Origin of the sequence: Bacillus sp. FSL W8-1143 (assembly GCF_037965155.1) — a bacterium.
Taxonomy (GTDB): Bacteria; Bacillota; Bacilli; order Bacillales; family Bacillaceae; genus Bacillus; species Bacillus pumilus.
In genome coordinates, this window is record NZ_CP150182.1 from 826,851 (window position 1) to 851,912 (window position 25,062).

Annotated in this window: 25 protein-coding genes and 1 pseudogene; 14 read left to right on the forward strand and 12 right to left on the reverse strand. The window is 41.6% G+C overall.

Annotated elements, in window-relative coordinates; genetic code table 11:
* The first annotated feature begins 15 nt into the window (after positions 1–15).
* Positions 16–744 (forward strand): trehalose operon repressor, encoded by a 729-nt coding sequence (gene treR / locus NSQ36_RS03930; RefSeq protein WP_044139741.1) that lies wholly within the window; start codon positions 16–18, stop codon positions 742–744.
* A gap of 65 nt (positions 745–809) precedes the next feature.
* Positions 810–1,244, forward strand: a complete 435-nt coding sequence (locus NSQ36_RS03935; RefSeq protein WP_339206833.1) for a terpene synthase — start codon at positions 810–812, stop codon at positions 1,242–1,244.
* A 49-nt stretch (positions 1,245–1,293) separates the two neighbouring features.
* On the opposite strand, the gene NSQ36_RS03940 is transcribed toward NSQ36_RS03935, so the two are convergent.
* Positions 1,294–5,583 (reverse strand): multifunctional 2',3'-cyclic-nucleotide 2'-phosphodiesterase/3'-nucleotidase/5'-nucleotidase, encoded by a 4,290-nt coding sequence (locus tag NSQ36_RS03940; protein ID WP_339206835.1) that lies wholly within the window; start codon positions 5,581–5,583, stop codon positions 1,294–1,296.
* A 254-nt stretch (positions 5,584–5,837) separates the two neighbouring features.
* On the opposite strand from NSQ36_RS03940, the gene NSQ36_RS03945 reads away from it, so the two are divergent.
* A complete protein-coding gene (locus NSQ36_RS03945) occupies positions 5,838–6,356 on the forward strand; it encodes a type 1 glutamine amidotransferase domain-containing protein (protein ID WP_050944793.1) in 519 nt (172 codons plus the stop codon).
* Between the two features lie 113 nt (positions 6,357–6,469).
* On the opposite strand, the gene NSQ36_RS03950 is transcribed toward NSQ36_RS03945, so the two are convergent.
* Positions 6,470–6,685 carry a DUF1128 domain-containing protein gene (locus tag NSQ36_RS03950; RefSeq protein ID WP_003214000.1) on the reverse strand — a complete coding sequence of 72 codons (216 nt, stop codon included), beginning with the start codon at positions 6,683–6,685 and terminating at the stop codon, positions 6,470–6,472.
* A gap of 77 nt (positions 6,686–6,762) precedes the next feature.
* Positions 6,763–8,118 carry a sodium:alanine symporter family protein gene (locus tag NSQ36_RS03955; protein WP_003218008.1) on the reverse strand — a complete coding sequence of 452 codons (1,356 nt, stop codon included), beginning with the start codon at positions 8,116–8,118 and terminating at the stop codon, positions 6,763–6,765.
* A gap of 173 nt (positions 8,119–8,291) precedes the next feature.
* Here NSQ36_RS03955 and NSQ36_RS03960 point away from each other — a divergent pair, with 173 nt between their 5' ends.
* The 3 genes from NSQ36_RS03960 to NSQ36_RS03970 are packed head-to-tail and all read left to right on the forward strand — an operon-like array spanning position 8,292 to position 9,952.
* Positions 8,292–8,762, forward strand: a complete 471-nt coding sequence (locus NSQ36_RS03960; protein ID WP_050944791.1) for a low molecular weight protein-tyrosine-phosphatase — start codon at positions 8,292–8,294, stop codon at positions 8,760–8,762.
* 20 nt (positions 8,763–8,782) lie between these two features.
* The gene (locus tag NSQ36_RS03965) at positions 8,783–9,115 is read left to right on the forward strand and encodes a YtxH domain-containing protein (RefSeq protein ID WP_339206837.1); all 333 of its coding nucleotides are present in this window, start codon (positions 8,783–8,785) and stop codon (positions 9,113–9,115) included.
* An 18-nt stretch (positions 9,116–9,133) separates the two neighbouring features.
* On the forward strand, positions 9,134–9,952 hold the full coding sequence (locus NSQ36_RS03970) for a YhjD/YihY/BrkB family envelope integrity protein (RefSeq protein ID WP_335365587.1): 819 nt from the start codon (positions 9,134–9,136) through the stop codon (positions 9,950–9,952).
* Positions 9,953–10,166: 214 nt separating this feature from the next.
* On the opposite strand, the gene NSQ36_RS03975 is transcribed toward NSQ36_RS03970, so the two are convergent.
* Positions 10,167–10,667 carry a GNAT family N-acetyltransferase gene (locus NSQ36_RS03975; protein ID WP_339206840.1) on the reverse strand — a complete coding sequence of 167 codons (501 nt, stop codon included), beginning with the start codon at positions 10,665–10,667 and terminating at the stop codon, positions 10,167–10,169.
* Between the two features lie 16 nt (positions 10,668–10,683).
* Entirely contained in the window at positions 10,684–11,847 is a 1,164-nt protein-coding gene (locus NSQ36_RS03980) for an MFS transporter (RefSeq protein ID WP_003218010.1), read from the reverse strand.
* Positions 11,848–11,922: 75 nt separating this feature from the next.
* Between NSQ36_RS03980 and NSQ36_RS03985 the strand changes: the two genes are divergently transcribed.
* From NSQ36_RS03985 to NSQ36_RS03995, 3 genes are all read left to right on the forward strand, one after another.
* A complete protein-coding gene (locus tag NSQ36_RS03985; RefSeq protein ID WP_253622839.1) occupies positions 11,923–12,300 on the forward strand; it encodes an OsmC family protein in 378 nt (125 codons plus the stop codon).
* 64 nt (positions 12,301–12,364) lie between these two features.
* A complete protein-coding gene (cax, locus tag NSQ36_RS03990; protein ID WP_106030316.1) occupies positions 12,365–13,432 on the forward strand; it encodes a calcium/proton exchanger in 1,068 nt (355 codons plus the stop codon).
* An 88-nt stretch (positions 13,433–13,520) separates the two neighbouring features.
* Positions 13,521–14,282 (forward strand): YfkD famly protein, encoded by a 762-nt coding sequence (locus NSQ36_RS03995; RefSeq protein WP_223251243.1) that lies wholly within the window; start codon positions 13,521–13,523, stop codon positions 14,280–14,282.
* Between the two features lie 39 nt (positions 14,283–14,321).
* On the opposite strand, the gene NSQ36_RS04000 is transcribed toward NSQ36_RS03995, so the two are convergent.
* The 4 genes from NSQ36_RS04000 to yfkAB form a co-directional block, all read right to left on the reverse strand.
* Entirely contained in the window at positions 14,322–14,696 is a 375-nt protein-coding gene (locus NSQ36_RS04000) for a stage II sporulation protein M (protein WP_309217521.1), read from the reverse strand.
* 509 nt (positions 14,697–15,205) lie between these two features.
* Positions 15,206–15,925, reverse strand: coding sequence for a YebC/PmpR family DNA-binding transcriptional regulator (locus NSQ36_RS04005; protein ID WP_012009270.1), 720 nt, complete (start codon positions 15,923–15,925; stop codon positions 15,206–15,208).
* A gap of 257 nt (positions 15,926–16,182) precedes the next feature.
* Positions 16,183–17,019 carry a mechanosensitive ion channel domain-containing protein gene (locus NSQ36_RS04010; RefSeq protein WP_003218032.1) on the reverse strand — a complete coding sequence of 279 codons (837 nt, stop codon included), beginning with the start codon at positions 17,017–17,019 and terminating at the stop codon, positions 16,183–16,185.
* Between the two features lie 7 nt (positions 17,020–17,026).
* Positions 17,027–18,148, reverse strand: a complete 1,122-nt coding sequence (gene yfkAB, locus NSQ36_RS04015; protein WP_106030318.1) for a radical SAM/CxCxxxxC motif protein YfkAB — start codon at positions 18,146–18,148, stop codon at positions 17,027–17,029.
* Between the two features lie 146 nt (positions 18,149–18,294).
* On the opposite strand from yfkAB, the gene NSQ36_RS04020 reads away from it, so the two are divergent.
* Positions 18,295–18,486, forward strand: a complete 192-nt coding sequence (locus NSQ36_RS04020; RefSeq protein ID WP_339206843.1) for an SE1561 family protein — start codon at positions 18,295–18,297, stop codon at positions 18,484–18,486.
* A 101-nt stretch (positions 18,487–18,587) separates the two neighbouring features.
* Positions 18,588–19,379 carry a delta-lactam-biosynthetic de-N-acetylase gene (gene pdaA / locus NSQ36_RS04025; protein ID WP_339206845.1) on the forward strand — a complete coding sequence of 264 codons (792 nt, stop codon included), beginning with the start codon at positions 18,588–18,590 and terminating at the stop codon, positions 19,377–19,379.
* A 35-nt stretch (positions 19,380–19,414) separates the two neighbouring features.
* On the opposite strand, the pseudogene NSQ36_RS04030 reads toward pdaA, so the two are convergent.
* The 3 genes and pseudogenes from NSQ36_RS04030 to NSQ36_RS04040 all read right to left on the reverse strand — a co-directional run bounded on the left by NSQ36_RS04030 (position 19,415) and on the right by NSQ36_RS04040 (position 21,543).
* Positions 19,415–19,906: pseudogene (locus tag NSQ36_RS04030) on the reverse strand (DUF2716 domain-containing protein).
* Positions 19,907–19,938: 32 nt separating this feature from the next.
* The gene (gene corA / locus NSQ36_RS04035) at positions 19,939–20,898 is read right to left on the reverse strand and encodes a magnesium/cobalt transporter CorA (RefSeq protein ID WP_003218035.1); all 960 of its coding nucleotides are present in this window, start codon (positions 20,896–20,898) and stop codon (positions 19,939–19,941) included.
* A gap of 132 nt (positions 20,899–21,030) precedes the next feature.
* Positions 21,031–21,543, reverse strand: a complete 513-nt coding sequence (locus NSQ36_RS04040; protein WP_003218040.1) for a hypothetical protein — start codon at positions 21,541–21,543, stop codon at positions 21,031–21,033.
* Between the two features lie 436 nt (positions 21,544–21,979).
* Between NSQ36_RS04040 and NSQ36_RS04045 the strand changes: the two genes are divergently transcribed.
* The 3 genes from NSQ36_RS04045 (at position 21,980) to NSQ36_RS04055 (ending at position 25,056) form a co-directional block, all read left to right on the forward strand.
* Positions 21,980–22,849: a DNA-3-methyladenine glycosylase gene (locus NSQ36_RS04045; RefSeq protein ID WP_212046530.1), complete on the forward strand. Its 870-nt coding sequence runs from the start codon at positions 21,980–21,982 to the stop codon at positions 22,847–22,849.
* A 101-nt stretch (positions 22,850–22,950) separates the two neighbouring features.
* Positions 22,951–24,336, forward strand: a complete 1,386-nt coding sequence (rlmD, locus tag NSQ36_RS04050) for a 23S rRNA (uracil(1939)-C(5))-methyltransferase RlmD (RefSeq protein WP_339206849.1) — start codon at positions 22,951–22,953, stop codon at positions 24,334–24,336.
* Positions 24,337–24,489: 153 nt separating this feature from the next.
* Positions 24,490–25,056 carry a TetR/AcrR family transcriptional regulator gene (locus tag NSQ36_RS04055; RefSeq protein ID WP_113386849.1) on the forward strand — a complete coding sequence of 189 codons (567 nt, stop codon included), beginning with the start codon at positions 24,490–24,492 and terminating at the stop codon, positions 25,054–25,056.
* The last annotated feature ends 6 nt before the right edge of the window (positions 25,057–25,062 follow it).

Below are 25,062 nucleotides of genomic sequence, written 5' to 3' on the forward strand. Positions count from 1 at the left end.
TGGGGCGGAGGGAAAATGAAAGAGAATAAGTTTCGAGTGATTTATGATCAGCTCGCAAAACGAATTGAACAAGGTGAATGGCAGGATAAAGGCATTCTGCCATCAGAGCATGAGCTGTCCTTGATGTATGACACATCCCGTGAGACGGTAAGAAAGGCATTAAATATCCTTGTGCAAAATGGCTATATCCAAAAAATCCGCGGCAAAGGCTCTGTCTTGCTGAATCGAGAGAAAATGCAATTCCCAGTCTCGGGTCTTGTCAGCTTTAAAGAACTTTCCCAAACGCTTGGCCGAAAGACCGTTACGACGGTTCACGAATTTGGTTTAATCAAACCGGATCAGTATATTCAGTCTCAGCTGAAAATTAATGGGCAGGAGGATGTCTGGGAAGTCATTCGATCTCGTAATATTAGCGGAGAAGAAGTGATTTTAGACAAGGATTACTTTTTGCAAAAGCATGTGTCGGTCTTGTCGAAGGACATATGCGAAGGATCCATCTACGAGTATATTGAAGGAGAGCTCGGTGTATCAATCAGCTATGCCCAAAAGGAATTTGTGGTAGAGCCATGTACAGAAGAGGACGCCAAGTATCTTGATTTGAACGGGTTTGATCATGTCGTCGTCGTGAAGAATTACGTGTTCTTAGAGGATACAAGTTTATTTCAATACACAGAAAGCCGTCACCGATTAGACCGCTTCAGATTCGTCGATTTTGCAAGAAGAGAAAAAGTGGACAGAGCATAGGCTCTGTCCTTTTCAGGTTTTGGGAGAAGTAGACGACGAATAGATCACCATTTTCAGGAGGAAAGATGATGAGATTAAATAGACCACTAAAATTAAGAGACTTAGAAATATTCAGCGTGATGAAAGATCATCAGATTTTATGTTATGTCATCATTGAAGATACGCGAAAATCGTTTACGGCAGAAGACAGAAAGCTAGAGCCATTATGTTATATCGATGAAGAAGATATACAAGCGATTTTGAATGTTTTCCATATTTCCATTATCAATGATGAAAAATTAAGTGAAGAGGATTTAACGATGGTAAAAGGTTTTTTTGCTGATTTAGTAAATAATACGAACTTAACGAATTTTATTACGAGAGATTATGTTTTAAAGGATTTATATGATGTCGATGATGAAAATGACATGATGTTCTTTAATAGGATGCTTCGGCATATAGGGTCAGATGATGTAAAAGAATTCGACGGCCGCAATTGGATCTATTTATCTCAAGATTGATATCTTATTCCAAGAAAAGAGGACAGAGCATAGGCTCTGTCCTTTTCCTTTAGGATGATACATTTTTTCTTGTACGCTTGCGCTGGTAGTAATATAGGATACCTCCTGAGGCAAGCATGAGCACGCCAATCAGTACAGCTGTATACATCATCGTGGCTGTATTCGGCAATGTGCCGCCAGGAAGGCCTGTTCCATCTTGGTTTGGATCTGTACCCGTGCCTCCGTCTGGTGCTGTTGTTCCGCCGTCTCCACCAGTTTGATCTGGCGTTGTTCCAGCTGCCCCGTTTTGGTTAAGGACCGTGTATTCGCTGAAGTGCTCAGTTTGACCTGATACGACTCCGTTTTCAAATGATCCATTACTAGTTTTGGTGTAACGATTTTTCTTGCGATCCACATAATATACACTAGGTTTTTTCGCCTTTTGAGGCTCGTCTAGTGTAAAGGATAGTGTGACAGGGTCTTTAAAGGTCGAAACCTTTTTCTTGTCTTGTTTGATTTGGAAATCATACGTATCCGTTAATGCGTTTTTCACTTTATCTTTCTTTGTCATCCATATATCTGCGCTTGTCTCGGATAAATTTGAGAGCGGTAATGCGAGTCCCACTTTGTCATGATAGATGGTGACGTTTGGATCTTGCTCTCTTTTCTTCAGCTCGGCTACTTGCGCTTTTGATAGAGACAATTGAACGTTTTTCACTTTGCTTGCTTTGTCTAAATAGAGCAATGCTTTGTTTGTATGCTGTACATACGTTTGGAATTTCTTATCATCTTGAATGTCATAAGCGCCTTTTCCTTTCGCACGAGGAAGGAACACTTCTTTCACCCTGTGATCGATAACAGGCGAAATTTGACCGTCTGCCTTTTCAATTTGCTCTTTGAAAATTTCATAGTCGACATACCCTAAGTCTTCACCGTGAGAGGCTTCTGTAAAGACGCTGTAGCCGTCGCCACCTGTGCCAACAAATGCGTTTGTGGCTACGCGGTATGTTTTCTCATCATCAATGTTTGTCAGTTGACCTTTTTGATCTTTCAGTTTCACATCAATCAGTCTGCTTCCAGCTGGTTTACTGAGCGTAAACGTATATTCAATGCCGGCTACATGAGGGAATGCACCTCCGCCTTCCTCAATGCCTGACAGCCCCTGTTCAAGTGCTTTTTTAATTTGACTGCCTTTTAAATCTGCGACATAAAGCGTATTTCCGAAAGGCATCACCGTTAAAATATCACCTAACGTGATATCACCTTTTTCGATGCTTCCACGAATACCGCCGCCGTTTGTGATGGCAAGGTCAGCTCCAGCTGATTCTTGCGCTTTCTGCAGCATGCCGTCAGCAATAAAGTTCCCAAGATTCGTTTCCTTCGCACGGACATGCTCACGTTGACCGTCTAAAAGGACATCTGTATGGCCGACTTTTTCTGTTTTTAAATCTTGAATATCTGCTTTGTATCCATCAAGGATCGCTTTTGCCTCTGCATCTTCTTTGACAGAGTCATTGATGGGAATCAGGTCAAAAGAAGATTCTTTTGGCTGGATGACACCTTTTTTGTCAAAGGCTACGTCTACTTTTCCTAAAAATTGTCCGTAATCTTTCACTTGAGCGACAATCGTAGGTTCTTTTTTATTGATGACCTTTAATTTTTCTACAAGTGTGTGCGTATGACCGCCAATGATTAAATCAATCCCATCGACTTTTTGAGCGAGCTCAAGATCACGGTTGTAGCCAATGTGTGTTAACGCAATGATTTTATTGATTTTTTCTTCTGTTTGAATGGTGTTGACTGTTTCTTTTGCTTTCTTGTACGCATCTTTAAATTGAATGTTAGGACCGCTGCTGGATGTAATGGCTGTGTCTTCAGTCGTTAAACCGAATACGGCCACCTTTTCACCGTTTACATCGAGCAGGATGTAAGGGTAAATCCCGGCTTCTTTTTTCTCACCAGCTTTAAATGAGGCTGGTTTTTTCACTAAGTCACTCAATTGTTTTTCCTTCGAGACATCCACGTTGGATGACACGACCGGGAATCGAGGCTTTTCAAATTGATGACGGTTTTTCGGATCGACATCTGATGCATCACCTGTCAGGAATTGACGGAGTACAGAAGGACCTTTGTCAAATTCATGATTACCAAACGTCATGGCATCGTATTTCATTAAGTTCATCAATTTCAGATCGGCAAGTCCTTGCCACTTTGTGAAGTACAGGTCACCAGAGAAGACATCTCCAGCGTCTAATAAAATATTGTTCTTGCTTTCAGCACGGACTTCTTTGATCTTTGTTGCGCGTCTTGCCGCATCATCAAGGTGTGCGTGTGTATCGTTCGTATGCATCACTGTTAAATTCCAATTGTCTGATGTAGGCGGTTCTGTTGTGCCATCGTCTTTAAAGGCTAGCTTGTACACACCAAGACCATCTGTGCTTGCGTTACGAATAAAGTCTACGCTGCTGGATTTCTCAGCAAACGGTTTGGCTAAAAGAGAAGATTCAAAAGTGACTGTTGCGCCTTTGATCGGTGCAATCGACCAGTTTTGATCTGCACTTGGGTTGATCGTTTTTTGTTCGATAATATAATCCATCAGTACTTGGCGGTTCTCATCTGCTGAGGCAAGCACTACTTTATCTTGCGTCAAATGAGGGAAGCCTCCGCCGCCAGAAGCACGATAGTTATTTGTTACGACTAAAAATTCTTGATTATCAGAGACGGTTTTCCCGTTGTAAGACAGGTTTTTGATGCGGTTGGCATTGGCGTTGAGAAGTGTGCCTGTTGTGCTGTATTTAGCAGGCTGCGTCACATCGACTTGGTATGTCACGCCATCAATTACATCAAAGTTATACGAGCGGTATTCCTCGTTTAAAATCGGCTGTTCTTTTGCATCGTTCGGTTTGATCTGATTAAACTGGCCAGCAGACATTTCTAACCAGTCTTTCACTTCACTGCCTTTCAGTTTCACAATCTGCACAGTGTTATCGTAAAGGTAGAGATCGCCGATATTTTTAATCGCTAAATCTCCTTTTGCGATATTTGTATAATAGTTTACACCGTTTCGGCCGCCTGCTTTAAACGGAGCACCTGCAGATAAAATCGGTAAATTTTTATACGATGTGTCCTTCATTTTTTCTTGTGCATACCATTTTTGGGCATCTGTCACAATTTGAATCGAAGGGTCATCCATCACTTGAGCGAAAAAGCTATTAATGTCTGCTTCTGTTTTGCCAACAGGCTTTCTCACGTAATCAAGTGTGTTTTGATGCGTTGTTTGAATGGCGTCTTTTACGGTACTGTTTTGAGATGATACTCCGGCAACAGATTCGATCTTGCCTGTTCCGTCTGTGACCTTCCAGTTGCTGCCGTCAGGCTCTAGTGTTAAATCAATGACCCCGAGGTAGCTGCCCCAGTTTTTTGACATGACGACTGGGATGCCATTGATGGTTCCCTTTGAGACATTGAATTTGTCGACGCCGTTATATTCAGCGCTTGGGAATGTGCCATGCTGGTGGCCTGATACAATGGCATCGATGCCTTTTGTTTTCGTGGCAAGGTCAAAGATCATATTTTCTGATCCTTTAGGTGAAGCGGTTTTTTCAATTCCTGTATGAGCAAGAGCGACAATGACATCTGCGCCTTTCTCTTTCATTTCAGGAATGGTTTCATTGGCAGATTCGACGATGTCCTGCACTTGGACTTGTCCATCTAAATGCTTCTTATCCCACGTCATAATTTGTGGTGGAACGAATCCTATGTAACCAACTTTCACAGTTTGTGAGGCTCCGTTTGCATCTTTAAAGGTTTTATCTTGGATCACATAAGGTGTAAAACGGTGTTCTCCATTTAGCTTTTTGACGTTCGCATTAACAATCGGGAAGTTGGCGCCCGCAATGGTACCGTCAAGGAAGGATAATCCGTAGTTAAATTCATGATTGCCAAGTGTTCCTGCATCGTATTTTAGTTTGTTGAGTGTATGAATAATAGGGTGAACCTTTGTTTGATTGATGATGCTGTCTTTCTCATGTTTGTAAACGTATTCTCCAAGAGGGGTTCCTTGAATCAAGTCTCCGTTATCCACAAGGAGTGTATTTGGGTTTTGTGATCGGTGCTTGTCGATCAGCTCGGCTGTTTTTGCCAAACCAAATTCATTTGTTTCTTTGTCGCTGTAATAATCATAATTCATCATGTTCGCATGAACATCGGTTGTGGCTAAGATGCTGACCTTTACGGCTTTGCCGTTTTCTGTTTCTGCATGAGTAGGTACTGCTGGGAGAATGAGACTAATCATCATAATGGAAGTGAGCAGAATAGACAGGTTTTTCCTTCGTTTAGACCTATGTGCTTGCTTCTTCACCTGATCTCCGCCTTTCTAATTTTTTTGACCACAATACCTATTGTAGAAATGTTTCGTTAACTTTTGTAGTTATTTTTTGCAGATTATTGTAAAGATAACATAAATCATACGAATTACCTTGTTGAGGTAATGTGAATGAGTCTAAATACTTATTTTTATCATAAGGGGTTTTCTGATAGGGATAGGATGTTTGATTTCTACATGCCCGGGTATAGTGTGTAGTGTAAACGATAATCAAGCAGGAGGGTTTCTACATGGGTAAGAAAATTGCAGTTGTATTAACAGATTACTTTGAGGATGTTGAATTCACCGAGCCTGCAAAAGCCTTTAAAGATGCAGGTCATGAGTTGACAGTCATTGAAAATGAAAAAGGAAAAACAGTGAAAGGGAAGCAAGGAGAGGCAGAAGTAAGAGTGGATGCGTCTATTGACAACGTGAAGCCTGAAGACTTCGATGCACTTCTCATTCCTGGCGGTTTCTCACCAGATATTCTGCGTGCAGATGATCGTTACGTCCAATTCACTAAAGCATTTATGGATGAGAAAAAACCAGTATTTGCAATCTGTCACGGACCGCAATTGCTCATTACAGCGAAGACGCTGGAAGGAAGAGGCGCGACTGGGTATACATCCATCAAAGTCGATATGGAAAACGCAGGCGCTAAATTTAAAGACGAAGAAGTCGTCGTTTGTCAGGATCAGCTTGTGACAAGCCGTACACCTGATGACATTCCAGCCTTTAACCGTGAATCATTAAAACTGCTTGAGAAATAAACCGCAGTTGTAAAAGGATAAAAAAGCCAGCACCTTGCGGGGTGCTGGCTTTTTGTGTGCATGATGTAAGAAAACTGCGTGTAGACCATAAAAACAGTTTCCCTTTCACACCATTATTTTCTTAAGTTTTTTAGCTCGCTTGCGATGGCTTGCATTTCACTTGGGCTGAATGAAGATTTTTTCATCACCATTTGGTGAAGAAATTCAATATCTTCGTACTTGTCTGGACTGAAGTCCTCTGCTTTGATGACTCCAATGTTCAGCATATTTAACTTTTGCGAAATGTCTTCAATCAGCTGATTGACTTCAGCCGCTTTTTGCTCTGACAAGGGCGGCACGTCCTTTCCTGCATATGTGTCGAATAATATGTCTATTTTAACAGAAATGCAAAAGAATAAAAGGGCTATTAAGATGACACCGAGATGTTTTTCTCCTTTTTCTCCTGCTTCATCTTATCAATGATTCGTTTGGATTCAAATACGACAACCCCTGATAAACCGATGAGTCCGATTAAGTTTGGAATGGCCATCAGCCCATTGAGCATATCTGCCACACCCCAGACGAAATCATTCTTGAAGATGGCACCGAAAAAGACAGCGATGACAAACACAACACGATAATACATCACATAAGAGTCTTTCGCCAAATAAGTAAAGCATTTTTCGCCATAATATGACCAGCCAATAATGGTGGAATAAGCGAACAAAAGTAAGCCGATGGCCACAATGGTTGAACCGATTGGACCGAGGAAATGAGCAAAGGATAACGAGGTGAGTGCATCACTTTTTTCTGTGACATACATATCTGCCATGACGATCGTAATACCTGTGATAGAGCAAACAATCATCGTATCAATGAATACTTGCGTCATCGACACAAGCGCTTGACGAGCGGGCATATCCGTTTTTGCTGCGGCCGCAGCGATTGGAGCAGACCCGAGACCTGCTTCATTGGAAAAGACCCCTCTCGCCACACCCCAGCGAATCACCGTACCGATAGCACCGCCTGCAACCGCTTGACCAGTAAATGCGTCTGAAAAAATGAGCCCGACTGCGCCTGGGACAAGGTCGGCATTCATGACAAGAATGATCAGTCCGCAAATGACGTAGAATAATGCCATGACAGGTACAAAAATAGACGTCACCCGGCCAATGCTTTTAATTCCGCCTAAAATCACAAGGGCAGTAAAAACAGTAATGATGATGCCTGTGACCCATGTTGGGACTTGAAAGGTTGAATTCATGACACCAGAAATCGAATTTGACTGTACGAGATTCCCAATTCCAAAGGCAGCCGTGGCGCCAAAAATAGCAAACAGCACCCCAAGCCATTTTTGCTTCAAGCCATGCTCCAAATAATACATCGGCCCGCCAGACATTTCGCCTTTTTCATTTTTCACACGATATTTCACGGCAAGAACAGCTTCAGCATATTTTGTCGCCATGCCAAAGAATGCAGCAAACCACATCCAAAACACGGCGCCTGGTCCGCCGGCAATGACAGCAGAGGCGACCCCTACAATATTTCCCGTTCCAACCGTTGCAGCAAGAGCTGTCATTAATGCTTGGAAGTGAGAAATATCACCTTCTGATGTCTTGTCTTGCTTTGAAAATGCAAGCTTGAGTGAATAGGGAAGCAGCCTAATCTGAATAAAAAGCACTCGAAAGGTCAGGTAAATCCCTGTTCCCACGATCAAAAGCAAGAGTGGCGGTCCCCATAATACGTCATTGATATTGCTGACAATCTGTTCAACCCATCCCATATGTATCCCCCTTTATTTGTGCAATTCTCCTAAAGTGTCTCCTTTTTTTGTATAATGTGTCAATGCCGATGAGAGTTTTTCTTGCAAAGTTTTCAAAAGAAAAAGGGCTTGATATGATAGAGAAAAGGTTTTCGAAAAGAACTCTTAGGGAAAAGATAGGAGGAGAATGAAGGATGATTCATGTGTTATTCGTGTGTCTTGGCAATATTTGCAGGTCACCGATGGCAGAGGCCATATTTAGAAAAAAAGTAGAAGATGAGGGGCTTAGCGAGCACTTTGTGATTGATTCAGCAGGTATTGGCGGCTGGCATCAAGGCAGTCCTCCGCATGAAGGAACGCGAAAGCTGCTTGATGAAAAAGGCATCAGCTATGAAGGAATGTCCGCAAGACAAATCATGGATGAAGACATCACAACATACGACTATATCATTGCGATGGATGCTGAAAATGTAGGGGCACTTCGCAGTATAGCCGGCTATGGGAAACATCACTTTATTGGCCGTCTTCTTGATTTTGTAGAAGACGACGATCGAGATGATGTGCCAGATCCTTATTACACTGGGAACTTTGAGGAAGTCCATGAATTAATTGAAACAGGAATTGACCGTTTTTTGACGTATGTAAAGAAAGAGAACCACCTTTAACTGAAAGGAGATCAGACGAGATGGAAGAAAAAAATCAAATCGTGCTCCGAGGAGCTCTCTTAGGTGCAGCTTGCGGCGCATTGCTGACTTTATTTCATCGGCCAACAAGAATTGCACTCAAAGACAAATGGAATGACTGCCAGCAAAAGCTTGATGAGTACCGTGAGGAGCCAGGCAGAATATCGGCTTGCATGAAAGAAAAGCTGGAAAAAACGAAGCAACTTATGCGAACAGTCTCAGATGATTTGTCATTTTTAAATGAACAGGTCAATCAGTTAAAGGAAACAACCCCAAGGGTATTAGAAATTATTGAAGAAACAAAGGATCACTTTCAATCGAAACAGACAGATTGATCATTGGAGATGAGGCGTATGGGTTTTATTAAAGCGTTAATTGAACGCTTTTTGCTGCATGAAGGACCGGCAAAATCTGCTGAGCTTGCCTATTTCTTTTTGCTTTCATTATTTCCGTTTCTCATCTTCGTACTGACACTCGTTGGGTATTTGCCTTTGACGTCAAAGGATGTCCTAAGCGTCATTTCTGGCTATGCGCCAGAAGGAGCGCTTTCGATGATTGAATCCATCGCCGAACAGACGCTGAATAATCGTAATGGCGGGTTATTATCGTTCGGGATTATTGCCGCCCTTTGGTCAGCATCTAACGGCATTAATGCCGTCGTCAGAGCATTTAACCATGCTTACGAAGTTGAGGAAAATCGTTCCTTCATTCTCGTACGTTTAACATCGATCATTTTAACGATCGCGATGGTTTTGACCATTATTTTTGCCCTGATGCTACCTGTCTTTGGCAAAGAACTCGGTTTATTTGTCGCTAAATTAGTTGGGCAGTCAGACGCCTTTCTCACCGTATGGACTGCAATGAGATGGATCATTAGCCCGCTGATTTTATTGATTGTTTTTACATCCTTATACTATTTTGCTCCAAACATTAGGCTGAAATTAAAATTTGTTCTGCCAGGTGCCATTTTTGCATCGCTTGGATGGATTTTGGTCAGCATGCTATTTTCATTTTACGTAGGCGAGTTTGCTAACTACAGTGCGATGTACGGAAGCATTGGGGGAATCATTATTTTAATGATCTGGTTTTATTTAACCGGCATCATGATTATCCTTGGCGGCGAGCTCAATGCGCTTTTACATAAGCGTAAAATCGTACCAGGCAAACTATAAAGAAATCCGGGCATCCTAAAGAAGAACGATCAAGTTCAATCTGAATGGATGGGGGAAACCACATATGTCCAAACAATCGAAAAAAGGCGGAAGCAATACGAAACAAAACAAAGGCCATCAGCCTAAGCACAAAACAAGCGGCAGTGCGAACGGGCAAAATGGATATCACTAAATGAAAAAAACTCCTCTGCATGGGTGCAGGGGAGTTTTTAATTCACAATCGTATATATCGTTTAAGGATAAAAGCGGCATCAGGCTTTGACTCATAGTGAGGATCTAGCTCGAATCCGGCATTCATTGCTACACGTTCACTTCGAACATGACCTACGGGACAAAAAATTTCAAATCCATCGACTTTTGAAAAAAAAGTTTCTGTCATATATTTCACGATCGTTGTCACAATGCCCCGACCTTGCGCGTCTTGACGAATCCAATAACCGATATTGCCTATTTTCTGATTAAATGTCAGGCGGAACACCCCGATCATTTGGTCGTTCAGTTTAATGCCAGCTTCCAATCCTTTTTGTTCATTGTAGATGGTTTGAGTCGATTGAATAAACGTTTTGACATACTCTATGCTTTTGCAGTGATGAACCCATGGTAGCCATTCCCCTAAATGAGCCTGATTCTCTTGAATAAGCTCCAATAATGTGTCCGCATCATCTAATTGTAGAGATGCCAAAGTCAATTCATTTGTGACGTCGTATGAAAACAAAGATCGACCCTCCATTTTAATGACTTTCCACCACTGCCGCCGTTCGCCCAAATCGAACGCAGAAAAACACGAATAATATCACGATGCTAACAAGGTAAAGTAAATTCATTCCTTCAAACGTTTGCACAAAGATTCCACCGAGAACAGGCCCGAGAATACTTCCCGCACTAAATGCCATTCCGCACATCAAATTTCCAGCAGGAAGCAGATGCTTTGGCAATAAGTCGGTCATATAACTGATGCCAAGTGAGAAGGTAGAGCCTACAGCCATTCCGGCAATAAAGAAACAAATCGCCACAGCCAAAACCGATTGAATGAAAATCCCCGCTAGTAAGAAAAAGAAAGATCCAACGAGTGTGACACATAAAATGATGCGGCGCCTGCCAAACCGGTCGCTGAGCATCCCGAGAGGTAGCTGAAAGACAATACTTCCAATGGCAAACGCAGGTAAAATAAACGCCACTGCATCTACGGTCACCCCGCTTCTGAGTGCATACACAGGGAAGTTGCTATTGAGTGTCGTTTCTAAAAAGCCATAGCAAAAAGGCATCATAAAGGCGACCCAACCAAATTGAAAAGCTTTCTTAAAGCGCTTCAAACTGTTTGTCTGCTCTGACGTCTGCACTTCGCCCGTATCTGGATATGTATTTTTCAAAACAAAAACAAGCAGCCAAATACATAAACTAACAGCACCGGAAACAATGAAAGGTAAAGATGGATTGATTTCGATGAGTGGTGTTAAAAAAGGTCCAGCGGCAAAACCAAGTCCAAAGGATAACCCATACAATGAAATATTTCGCCCGCGATTTCTCGATGACGACGCATAGGTCACCCACGTCTGTGTAGAGAAATGCAGCATATGATCGCCAATCCCGATCATGAGTCGCAGGAAGAACCAGACAACATAAGATTCAAAAAACACAAAGCTGAACAAGCTTAAAAAAACAGCGGCGCCTCCAATGACAATTAACGGCTTAAACCCAAACCGGCGAAGCGGCGCTTCCATAAAGGGAGATGCTAGCAGCACGCCGAGATATAAGCCTGTGGCATGCAGTCCGTTTAACGTAGGAGAAGTCCCGGCATGTTCAAAAATAATCGAAATGACTGGCAATAACGCTCCCTGCGAAAAACCAGATACAGATACAAGTAAAATTAAAATCATAAAGTGAATTCTCGACATAAGTTGCTCCTTACAAGTTCATGTTTTCATCGTACAATGGAACCATAGGGGTTTCAATAGAAAGGTGGGAAAGGAATGAAACTGATATACGAATCAGGCGGGTGGATCGCGGGAATAGATGAAAGGCAGCTGTATATTTCAGCAAATGAAGAAACGGGATACAGGCCATCTCAATTATTCACCTCAGCTATTGCTGGCTGTTTTGGAGAAATGCTCATTCATGTATGCCGGAAAAAGCGAATATCCTGGGAAGGGCTGACGATTACACCTGAAACGACAAGAGCAGGAGCTGTAAACAAAATCTCCCGTATTCATTTACATATTTTATTTGAAGGCATCCGTACATCTGATGAACAAATAGAGAAAAGCATTAAACTGGCATTGAAGCATTGCGCGATGGTGCAGTCTGTGAAAGGTAGTATTGAAATCACCTTCTCACACGAGAAAATCTAAATGTATATGAAGCCGGCACTCACGAAAGAATAACAGTCAGACATATGTAAAGGAGAATGGCTGTATGAATCGTTTGTTTCTTGTGATTGTCGCAATTGGTGTGCCACTATCGGTGATTGGCAGTTTTCTTCATTTTCCGCAGGTCATCATGTTTGCTGTGTATTGTATCGCCATTATTGGTCTTGCTAGTTTTATGGGAAGAGCTACAGAAAGTCTTGCCATCATAGCAGGTCCCAGAATTGGCGGGCTTTTAAACGCCACATTTGGAAATGCGGTGGAGTTAATTATTTCGTTTTTTGCTTTAAAGCAAGGACTGACAGCCATCGTCCTTGCGTCGTTAACTGGCTCAGTGATCGGAAACTTACTGCTTGTGGCGGGGCTGTCTTTTTTCGTTGGCGGATTAAAATATAAGCGCCAAGTGTTCAATGTCCACGATGCAAGGCACAACTCGGGCTTGCTCATGTTTGCCATTATTGTGGCGTTTGTCATTCCAGAAGTGTTTTCGGTGGAAATGGCTGAGGAGAAGCAATTTGTTTTAAGCATTGGCATTAGCATTGTGATGATTTTGCTTTATGTTGCAGCGCTCTATTTCAAACTGGTGAGCCACCGAGGTGTCTATGTTGCTAAGCAGGAGAGCTTGGACGGAGAGGCGGAGACGGAAGAAGAAATACCTGAATGGTCTGGTAAGTTTGCCACTTTGATTTTGCTGCTTGCAACGATGGCCGTTGCGTACATTTCAGAGCGCCTCGTCCATACATTTGATACGGTGGGGGAACAATTTGGCTGGAGTGAGTTGTTTATCGGAGTCATTATTGTGGCCATCGTCGGCAATGCGGCAGAACATGCCTCTGCTGTCATCATGGCGTATAAAAACAAAATGGATGTCGCAGTGGAAATTGCTTTTGGTTCCACACTTCAGGTTGCGATGATGGTCGCACCAATCCTTGTCATCAGCTCGCTTTTTTTCAATACGCAGATGCCACTCATTTTCTCCTTACCAGAGCTCATTGCGATGGCATCCGCTGTGTTACTCACAGTCATTTTATCTAATGACGGAGATACCAATTGGTTTGAAGGCGCCACATTACTTGCTGCCTATTTCATTATGGCGATTGGATTTTTCCTTTTATAATCTTTTGTGGATAAGGGACGTCTTTGCGGAAAATACTATGGAAAAATGAATGAGAAAGAGTGATGATATGAAAAAGATGCCCCGCATCATGTTTGTTGTTCTCTTATCCTTAAGTTTTCTATACAGCTTTCCAGCGGAGGCGGCGAAGCCATTTAAGGTGCCATCGTCTGTCGCCAGTATTTCTAAGGAGAATACGTATCCGAATGCGTCACAGGATCAGCCATTGCTCCAGCCGAGCGAGCTGACAGCCGAATTGTTTAAAACAACGAATGTGCCGATTGAGAATACTCATTTGATCAAAATGCTGAATGAATCCAGCATTTCAGGGACGCCATTAGCTGTTGGTTACCGCGCGACCATTTTCCTTGGAAGATGGGCACTGAGCTATGATTCAAACGAAACGGTCGCCAACTGGGAATACAAAAAAGTGAATACGAATCATATTGATAACAGAGGCGGCAACAAAACAGCCATTGGCAAATATGTTCAAAAGCAGCAAGTAAAAGTGAGCGGCGGGCTCACAGCAAAGGTGCCAAGCCCGGAAGATGTGAAAACATTGATGATGCAAAAAGCCATTCAAAAAACAAAGCTACCCCTCGCATTTGACACAGTCATTGGCGCAGGAACAAAACGAGATCAGTCGTACCATGTCTCTCCGAAAAAAGCAGCTTCACTTCATGCCTATGCCCCGGCCATTAACGAAAAAGGAAAGGTGACATACGGAGAAGTGTACCTTGTGCTTAAAGGAAATAAACGCAAACTCGTCGTGAAAAACGTGACCTCACAAGGAATCGGCGCTTGGATTCCTGTTCAGGATCACCTGACGTTTGGGTTTCAAGGGATGAATTAACATAGTAAAACCCCCCTCTTTCACTATAGAAGAGGGGGTTTAATTTGTCGTAAAGTTATTAATGTCAGGCGTGATAAAAAAATCTATGATGGCCGAGAAAAATAATAGTATAGTTACTAGCACAAGCCCTGTACAAGTAATTTTACATATATTTTTAAAATTTATTTTCTTCTTTTTACCAAACAATAAAAGGATGGCCTCTTTCAGAAGGATAAAACCAATACCACCAGAAATCATAATAGCCATCAATTCGCTTATACCATGAGGTAAGATGAGAAGTAATGATTGTAAAGGATGCATTAAATACGGAATCGAAATTTTAAAAGCTCCACCAATCATTAATCCATTGATAAACAATATGTATACACTAGATAAACCAAAAGTAACCATTCCAACTATCATCATGATACATATAGATAAATTTTGATAGTTAAAAAAATTTCGTGGCTACTTCAAATATCAACGTCTACACCCCCTTTCATGACTTTTTGTCCTTTTTGTTTCTTACCTCACTTCTATAAAAGTCAATAACATTAAATAATAACCAAGCAAGGAAAAGGAAATAGATAATTTTTGTAAAGTGAGAGAAGTTTTTAAAGATAAGCCCCATAGTAATAAATGGTATGATCATAAATCCAAAATACTGTTTCCACCATATTTTAAAAATAATAACACCACCTAACTTTTATATATAAAATTATGTATTATTTCTCGTAATCACTATAATACAACTAGACAAAGGAGTAGTGAACCTTTTTTGTTAAATTTTACACAATAATAGAATATTTAACTTTATTCTATTAAGATACGCTTTTCCTAATTTGAATATAAAGTTTTGCTTTCAAAAGATATGATGAGTTTTAAATAAAAAAGCCATAACATAAGTTTATTTAAATAAACTTATGTTATGGCAAAATTTCCTTTTATTCCCCTAAATCCACATTATGATAAACCTGCTGCACGTCTTCAAGCTCTTCTAATACATCGATTAGTTTCTCGAATTGTTCTTTAGATTCATCATCTAATGTCACTTCATTTTGAGGAAGCATTGTGATTTCAGCGACAGTGAATTCTTCTACGCCGGCTTGTTTGAATGCTTCTTGTACTTGATGGAATTGATCTGGTTCAGCGTACACAATCACTGTTTCATCTTCTTCCATGATGTCACGTACATCAACGTCTGCTTCCATTAAAAGCTCAAGTGTTTCTTCTTCACTTTTTCCTTCGACACCGATGACAGCTGTTTGGTCAAACATGTAGGCAACAGAGCCGCTTACGCCCATGTTTCCACCATTTTTTCCGAAAGCCGCACGAACATCTGACGCTGTGCGGTTCACGTTATTGGTGAGGGCATCAACGATCACCATTGATCCGTTTGGACCAAATCCTTCGTAGCGCAGCTCATCGAAATTCTCTTCCGCACCGCCTTTGGCTTTTTCAATGGCACGGTCCACGATGTGTTTTGGGACACTATATGTTTTTGCACGTTCTAGGACAAAACGAAGTGCTTGGTTTGATTCTGGGTTTGGCTCACCTTGTTTGGCAGCCACATAGATTTCACGCCCGAATTTTGCGTAAATACGACTTGTACTGGCATCCTTTGATGCTTTCTTTTCTTTAATGTTGTTCCACTTACGACCCATCTTATTCACTCTCTTTCACTTAGAAAATACACAGTATGAGGGTCCCCATGCTGCATGAAATCATTCTGCTTTCTATTATACATGAATTAGTCAAGAGGATAGAAGTTAGAGGGGCTGAATTAAAGCGAATTCTTAACGGATATGTCCAAGCTGTTCAAGCGTTTCATGTTTTTGGAGAGCCCGAGTCAGCTCGGCGCACCTAATAAATAAAGAAATAAGAGCCGATGATATAAAAAATAACCCCATCACAAATGAGGTTATTTTGCAGGCTGGGGATAAACGAGATCTTCAAGCAATTTGACATCATGCTGATGAAGTTGTTTGATCATTTCTTTTCGGACAGCGAGGGCAGCATCGAAGTATTTTTCGTCTTCGACCATTCCTTTCACTGTGATCTCAATCCCGCGGTTCAGCTTGTTCAGACCCATAATGCCATGGACTTGAAACGGTTCAATGGCATGCTGGAATTCATCTTTTTTAAGAAAATCATGATGCATTTGATTTAAATTGTCACAGGCCGTTTCTAGTGCTTGAAAGGCTGTATCTGGGTTTTGATTCGCACTAATTAATACAGACTCCGTAATCCGCATGTAGTGCATGTTATAGTTTTGAATTTGCCGGATGTCCCCGTTAGAAATGGTTAACAGCTTGCCGCTCCATTCTCTAATTTGCAGAGAGCGGAGACCAATTTCTTCAATCGTTCCATTAAAGAGGTTATTCACTGTCACATAATCCCCTTTATGAATCTGACGTTCATAGATCAGGAAGATGCCTGCTAAAATATCACGAATTAGCGTCTGGGCGCCAAAACCTATGACGATCCCGGCAACACCGGCACCTGCAAGAATTTTTCCGAAATCATGAAAGAAGAGAGAAATGACATAGAATACAAAGCAAATTGAAGCTGTGTACTTCGTCACAGATTTGACCAAGCTCTCGATCGTTTTCTTCTTCTTATCTTCAATAAACTCCGTTCGTTTAAAGAAAATCTGAAGGGCTTTGTTGATGATAAAGACGGCAAGCCAAAGAACAAGTCCAACAATTAGAATTTCAATGTATTTGTTCTTGACCACTGTCAGAAATGTATCGTCCATCTATCGGTTACCCCCTGGCTGTACGAGAAGTAAAATCAACATCTTGATAATAGCTGTTTTTCACAAGAACATTCGGACCGAGGCATTGTACGCTTGGACAATGACAATTCAGCTCTTTTGCTAATTTTGTGTCCATCCAGCGAGTATAAGCTGATTGCAATGTATCGGTCGCAATATTTCCAAGCGGCGGTGTATCACCAAAGTCCGTCACAATAATATTCCCATCAAAAATATTCACATTCAACCGTGAGCGTCCGTCAGGGTCATTTCGTACCGTGACATGCTTCTCCTGACGCAATCGCTTGAGAAGGCGCTGGTCTTCTTCATCTGTACTGCAAGAATAAAATGGCAGGGTGCCAAACAGCATCCATGTGTCTTGATCACGAATATCAAGCAGCTGATGAATCGCATCACGCATTTGCGGCAGTGTCAATGATTCAAGGGCGCTGGCAAAATCACTTGGGTACATCGGGTGAACTTCGTGGCGCTGGCATTTCATTTCCTCCACAATTTGCCGGTGGATGTGTTCAATATATGGAAGTGTGCGTTTATTAAGCATGGTTTCAGCAGATACGGTAACACCTGCTTTGACAAGTGCCCGGCTATTTTCAATCATGCGGTTAAATAATTTCTCGCGCTGTTCAAAGGTTGGTTTTCTGTCCATCATCGCAAAACCGACCGTTGCAAACTCTTCGATAGTTCCCCAGTTATGTGAGATGTGAAGAACATCTAAGTATGGAATAATTTCTTCATATCGCGCCAAATCAAGTGTTAAGTTTGAATTGATCTGTGTACGGACGCCGCGTTCATGGGCATACTTTAATAAAGGGACGACATATTCCCGCACAGATTTGAGAGAAAGCATCGGCTCTCCGCCTGTAATACTGATTGAGCGCAGAAGCGGAACTTCATCTAAACGGCGAAGCAGTAAATCAAGCGGCAGTGCATTCGGGTCTTTTGGCTGCAAAGTATAGCCGACCGCGCAGTGCTCACATCTCATGTTACACAACGTCGTAGTTGTAAATTCAATATTTGTCAGCTTCATCTCTCCGTAATCCTGCACATCAAGATAGGCTTCCCAAGGGTCATATGCAGGTGTAATCGGACGAAGTGCTGTTTTTTGGTTCATGGTATCTATCTCCTTTTCATTCGGGCAAACGTGGACCCGCCAACAGTTAATTTTAAGCCCCATCACCGTTATACGCAAGTGGGGTTTCATTGATTTACAAGGGAAAAAAAGATAAGCTAGAAACAAACGCTAAAGGGAGTGTATCTATGGGCAAGGCAGCAGACAGCAAAGAGCAGCAGGTTGATTATTTAAAGAACCGATTAGATATGTTTATGAATGTGATTGATTCATTAGATCCAGAATCAACAGATGTTGAGGATATAGACAGACTGATCCAGATGATTGACGACCTAGAAGCAAAATATGAACGGTTTAAAACCGATTGGAAGGTAGAATAGCTCGCACAGTGCGGGCTTTTTTCTTTAAATTGGCAGGTGAATCAGTGTATGAGTCTTGGTTTTATTCTGCACAATAGAAGAAAAACCGGGAAGTGACGTAAATGAAAAAATACATGCTCATCTGTTTATGTGCGCTTTTTGTATCCATGCCTCTCCCAGAAGCGGAAGCCGTGTCTAATCAGCCCGTCCATTGGGGATTTGCGAAAAGCAAAGAACACAAGCCAGCGGATGCGGGTAAAGAACTGAACGCCCTTTTAAAAAAGTATGATGCCTTCTATTTAGGAAGCACGAAAAAGAAAGAGATTTATTTTACCTTCGACAATGGCTATGAAAATGGGTACACGCCCAAGATCTTAGATGTGCTGAAAAAACATCAAGTGCCAGCCACCTTTTTTGTGACAGGTCACTTTGTCAAGGACCAGCCTGAGCTCGTTAAACGTATGGCGGAGGAAGGTCATATCATTGGCAACCATTCCTATCACCATCCAGATTTAACAACAAAGAGTACGAAAGAAATCAAAGAAGAGCTGGGACGCGTCAATGAAGCTGTATACAAAATCACTGGAAAACAAGACAACCTCTATCTTCGTCCGCCGCGCGGTGTATTCAGTGAAAGAGTGCTGAAGGAAACAAAAGAGCTCGGCTATCAAACCGTTTTTTGGTCAGTGGCGTTTGTGGACTGGCATATCCATCATCAAAAAGGAAAACAGTATGCTTACGATCAAATGATGAAGCAGGCGCACCCAGGTGCCATTTACTTACTTCATACCGTCTCAAGGGACAATGCCGAGGCATTGGATGATGCCATCACGGCACTGAAAAAACAAGGTTATTCCTTTAAAAGCCTAGACGATCTCATGCTTGAAAAAGTATGGCATCTCCCTCAGCTATAGAAAAAAAGCTTGCAGAACACCTGCGAGCTTTTTCTTTATCCTTCTCTTATTTTACGCTGAAACAAAATCGGATGATGGCGCGAGAAAGAATCAATCAAGCCCTCACCAAAAATTGTGATACTTTGCTCCCAAGGATGTCCTAGCAAGCCCCAATGCATCTCTTTTGATAAAAAGAAATAATAATCCCCATTCGGAAGCACAGGCACTGTCCATTCTCCAAATTCATCTTTTTCAAATGAGCCGTATGGTGTGATCCAGTAGCATTCGTGCTGCCAATCAAGTGCCAGCATATACTCGTCTGTTCTGATAAGCTCCTGAAAAACAAGTCATGCTTTCTCTTCAAGGTCTTCATCTGCATGAAGAAGGGAAGAGTCCTCAAAATAAGCAGAAATATCATATGTAATGAAAGGAGAAGGTACGCGAAATGAGGGAAAACGAGAGAGGCTCGGATTAAATTTGAAATCTCGATAGAGCGTCTCCCATACGAGCTTTAGTTCTTGATGAGACAAAGGAATCCAGTTTTTCATCTAACCGCCTCCTCAGTCATTCACTCTACACATTATTTGAATATGCGGAACCATCCTTTATGCTTAAACCACAAAAGCATACCCGAGACGAGCAGACCCATGAAAATCAGTACGCCAAAATAGCCATACTTCCAGTGTAATTCAGGCATGTTATCAAAGTTCATTCCGTACACTCCAACAATAAAGGTCAATGGAATAAAGATGGTCGATACAATGGTCAGCGTCATCATGATTGCATTCATTCGGTTAGAATTCAGCGTCTGATAACTGTCTCGTAAATCGGCTGTCATATCACGGTTTGATTCGACAATCTCTGTTAATTTCAGAAGGTGGTCATAGATATCATTGAAATAGGCTTGTCTATTTTTATCGTTTTTCATCATATTAATGTTCACGATACGATATAAAAGGTCTCTCATCGGAATAATTGTCCTTCTTAGCTTTAACAAGTCTGACCGAATTCCGAATACTTCGTTCATTAAAGTACCATACGTTTTATGACCTTCTTCATCTTCGATCTCATTTAACCTGTCTTCAATTTGATAAATAATCGGGAAATAATCATCAACCAGATCATCAATCAGCATGTATGCAAGATGCTCAGGTCCACTATTTCGCGCGTGTTCAGATGCTTTTAGCTTTCGCATCACACGATCAATGTATGGTGCTTCCTTTAAATGAAAGGTGACAATAAAACTTTCCCCAACAAACAGGTCCACTTCCTCTGAACGAAGTGTTTTTTGATTGAGAGCATGAAGAACGAAAAATAAATACTCTTCATAAAAATCAAGCTTAGGCCGCTGTAAATAATGGAAGCAATCTTCAATTGAAAGCGGATGAAACTGAAAGAATTCCTTCAGCAGCGCTGCTTCCTTTTCCGTTGGCGCATGAAAGTCAATCCAATACCAGGCGATATCGGGGCTTGAAAGCTGGTGCAATGTTGCATGTTCAATCAAGTCTCCGTTCTTTGTCACTGCAAGTTTTTTCAGCATATACACCCCTCCAGACTTGCATTATATCATGAAGCAACGCCAGTGAACTTATACATTCTCTCCATAAAAAAGCCGATCTCATCACTGAGATCGGTCCATTGTGCGTGTATGATTGATGGATAAAACCGAGAATTAAGGACGACGGAACGTAACAAATTTATCTTGACGGTCAAACCAGCCTCTGAACGCCCAGTTATCCCAGCCGCCATCGCCGTTGTTTTTAAAGGTACCACTTTCAAATACCCAAATACCGTAAACAACGTTACCAAGATTAGCAGTTGCAAAAGTTTTCACGCCGTTAAAGCGGTCTTCATAATTTTGGCTTAGGTTAAAGACCATGACATTATATCTGCCACCAGCAGCATAGAATGTGCTTTCCATCACGCCTTTAACGAACCCAGGACGGTTTGCATTTGCGTTTACTGCGTTAACAATCGCATTGGCAATCCCAAGAACATCGAAGTTGACGTTAACATTAGGACTAGCTGTCGTTCCAGCTTTTCCTTCAGCAGCTTTGTTTAATACAGTTTGCTGTAGTGTAGTAGAGACGGGTGCTGACGTTTTTTTCTCAGCAGCGTCAGCAAATACTGGCAGAGTCGAAGAAACAGCAGTGGCAAGGGCAATAGAAAGAATGGTTTTTTTCATTGGTCGGATCTCCTTTGTTTTAAAATGTTTGGGTCTTCCTTTTCGTAAAAAGTGAAACTAGGTGAAGCCGGTTATCAATGAGGTAAAATATGTTCCTGCAAGATAAAACAAATGATTGCCTAATCAGCTTATTCCTTTGTTCACCTCCTTGATATGTCATAATTATACAAATTTTTTCGGGATAGAAGATATCACCCAGAGGTTCTATTTCTAATTTAAGGAAAATGATCCTAAAATATTGGAGGATCATGTCGAATATTAGCTGAATTCGACCAAAAACTTTCATCAGACCAAAAGGAGAATGACCACAAATAAGGAAGATATAACTGATAAATTCTTGTACTCTTTATATTCAAAAGTATTTAATATAGAGAATCATTCAAGCAAAATGAAACAATCGCATCTGCGCGTGTTTGCAGAAAGGAAGAGGGAAAACATGTGGGAAAAACAGCTGGTGGTTGAACCGCCATATCACTTCGATCAAGTGCTGAGACGCTTATCAAATGATCCATTAAAAGCAGTCGATTTGAATAAAAGAGAAATCAAAGTACCAATCAGATTAGAACAAACACCATACGTTGTCGTCGTTCAAGCCACGGGAACAAAAGAAGCGCCCACGTTTCGGGTGAAAGGAAATGGTCCTGAGGAACCTCTCATATGCGAGGTGAAGCGGATATTTGGCATGGAGCATCAATTAGACGCTGTGCATGAGCATTTTTCTCAAACAAATCTAGCGCCCGTTTTTGAGCGTCATAAGGGGACACCGCTCATGCTGGATTTTCATTTATATCATTGCTTGATGAAATGCATCATTCATCAGCAGCTCAATCTGGCGTTTGCCTATGAACTCACAAAACGGTTTGTTCATACGTATGGCGAGCAAATAGAGGGGGTTTGGTTTGATCCTTTACCAGAAACCATCGCCTCACTTGAAACGGAGGAATTGAGAAAGCTCCAATTTAGTCAGCGGAAAGCGGAATATGTCATCGATGTCTCGAAGCGAATTGTGAGCGGCTCTCTTTGTTTAGAAGAATTACATGATTTAACTGATCTGGAGGTGGAAGAACGTCTGCTTCCGATTAGAGGGATTGGACCTTGGACAGTTCAAAATGTGCTCATGAATGGACTTGGAAGGCCAAATCTCTTTCCGATGGCAGATATCGGGATTCAAAACGCCATCAAGCGGCATTTTGACCTGCCTGAAAAGCCGACAAAAGAAGAGATGGCAGCATTCAGCAAGGAGTGGACCCCGTATTTAAGCTACGCTTCTTTATATTTATGGAGAAGCATTGAGACAGATAAATAATGAAAGGGATTTTCTCTCTTTGTCCAAGTCATGGTATACTAATGAGATGGAATAAAATGAAGACAACCTATCAACGGTTCAGATAGAACGGAGAGAATGAAGTGAAGGAAAAACAGCAAGGTGCCCTTTTGCAAAAGGGACAGCAGTTTCCGCTTACCATTAAACGCCTTGGCATTAATGGGGAAGGGGTCGGTTATTTTAAAAAGCAAGTGGTCTTTGTCCCAGGTGCGCTTCCAGGCGAAGAAGTGGTTGTGGAAGCAACGAATGTCCAAGCAAAATATGCAGAAGGTACGGTTAGGAAAGTTAGAAAGCGCTCCGAGCATCGAGTGAAACCGCCATGCCCAGTATACGAAGAGTGCGGCGGCTGTCAGCTTCAGCATTTGGCGTACGAGCAGCAGCTAAAGGAAAAACGAGATATTGTCATTCAATCAATGGAACGCCATACAAAACTACCAGTTGAACAGCTAGATATCAGGCCAACGATCGGTATGGAAGATCCGTGGCACTACCGGAATAAAAGTCAGTTCCAAGTAGGGCGTTCTCACAGCGGTGACATCATTGCTGGGCTTTACGGACTGAACTCTCATAAGCTTGTACCGATTAAGGAATGCATCGTGCAGCATCCAAAAACGAACAAAACAACGGGCGTTGTCCGCAAAATTTTAGAGAAATTCGGTGTATCGGTCTACAATGAACGGACGAGAAAAGGCGACGTACGATCAATTGTCGTGCGTGTCGGCTTTGAAACAGGGGAAGTGCAGGTCGTTCTTGTCACATCAAAGCCGGAATTTCCAAAGAAAAAAGAAATCGCCGAAGCCATTCAAAAACGTCTGCCAGAAGTGACGTCCATTATGCACAACATCAATGGTGAAAAAACGTCGGTCATCTTTGGCCATAAGACATCTCACCTAGCTGGCAACATGGTCATTCAAGAATTTTTAGGAGACGTCTCCTTTGAACTGAGTGCACGTGCTTTCTTCCAATTGAATCCGAAGCAAACGCTAAAGCTTTACGACGAAGCGAAAAAAGCGGCAAACCTAACTGGCAAAGAAAAAGTTGTCGATGCGTATTGCGGCGTTGGAACGATTGGGATGTGGCTTTCAGATGGCGCCAAAGAAGTACGAGGAATGGATGTCATCAAAGAATCGATTGATGATGCCAAGAAAAATGCCAAAAAACACGGCATGAAAAACGCGACCTATGTGACAGGAACAGCTGAACATTGGCTGCCAAAATGGGTCAAAGAAGGCTTCCGTCCTGACGTCATCGTCGTGGACCCGCCAAGAACAGGCTGCGAGCGCACTTTCTTAGACACCGTCAAACAAGTCAAGTCAAAACGCCTTGTCTACGTCTCTTGCAACCCATCAACACTAGCAAAAGACCTCGAATATATGTCAAAAGACTACAAAATCGAATACATGCAGCCAGTCGATATGTTCCCGCATACGGCGCATGTGGAGACTGTTGTATCGCTCGTGAAAAAATAGACTTTAATCAAGGCTCGAAAATCAATATTAGATTTTCGAGCTTTTTTTGTTTTGCGGGCATTTCTTTCATCAGACTTTTTTCTAAATGAACATATACACTTGCAATATTTAAATTAGTACTATATAGTTCTAATTATGAAAAAAGTAAAATTAATGAATCAAAAACGTGTGCTTGAAGTAGCTGCAACTTTATTTTTAGAAAAAGGATTTGCTTATACAAGCATGGATGAATTAGTACGTGTAAGCAAAGTGTCAAAGTCTAATGTGTATTATCACTTTTCTAATAAGGAGGAATTATTAGAAGGGGTCGTTGATTATTGGATTGACATGTATCAATCTGCAATTGATGACGTACTATCTCAGAACCAATTTTTAGTTGAAGAACGTATCCAACTATTTTTAAAGCAATTATCACAAGGAGTTCAATCGAGAGACTATAAAGGGAGCTGTCCATTTATTACTCTTTATATTCAAAGTCCTACACAGGCCACACAAATAAAAGAAAAAATAGGTCTGTTTTTTACAGGATTACAAAAGAAGGTTTCTCTATTACTGAAACAAGGAGTAGAGAATGGAGAATTCAGAAAGACGATTCATATTGATGAGGTTGCATCACTATTTATTACCAATCTTGAAGGCGCGTTATTTATTTCAGAAACATTGAAGGATGCCACTGTCATTACGAAAACAGCCGATCATATTTTTAACTTGCTTCGATAAAGAAGC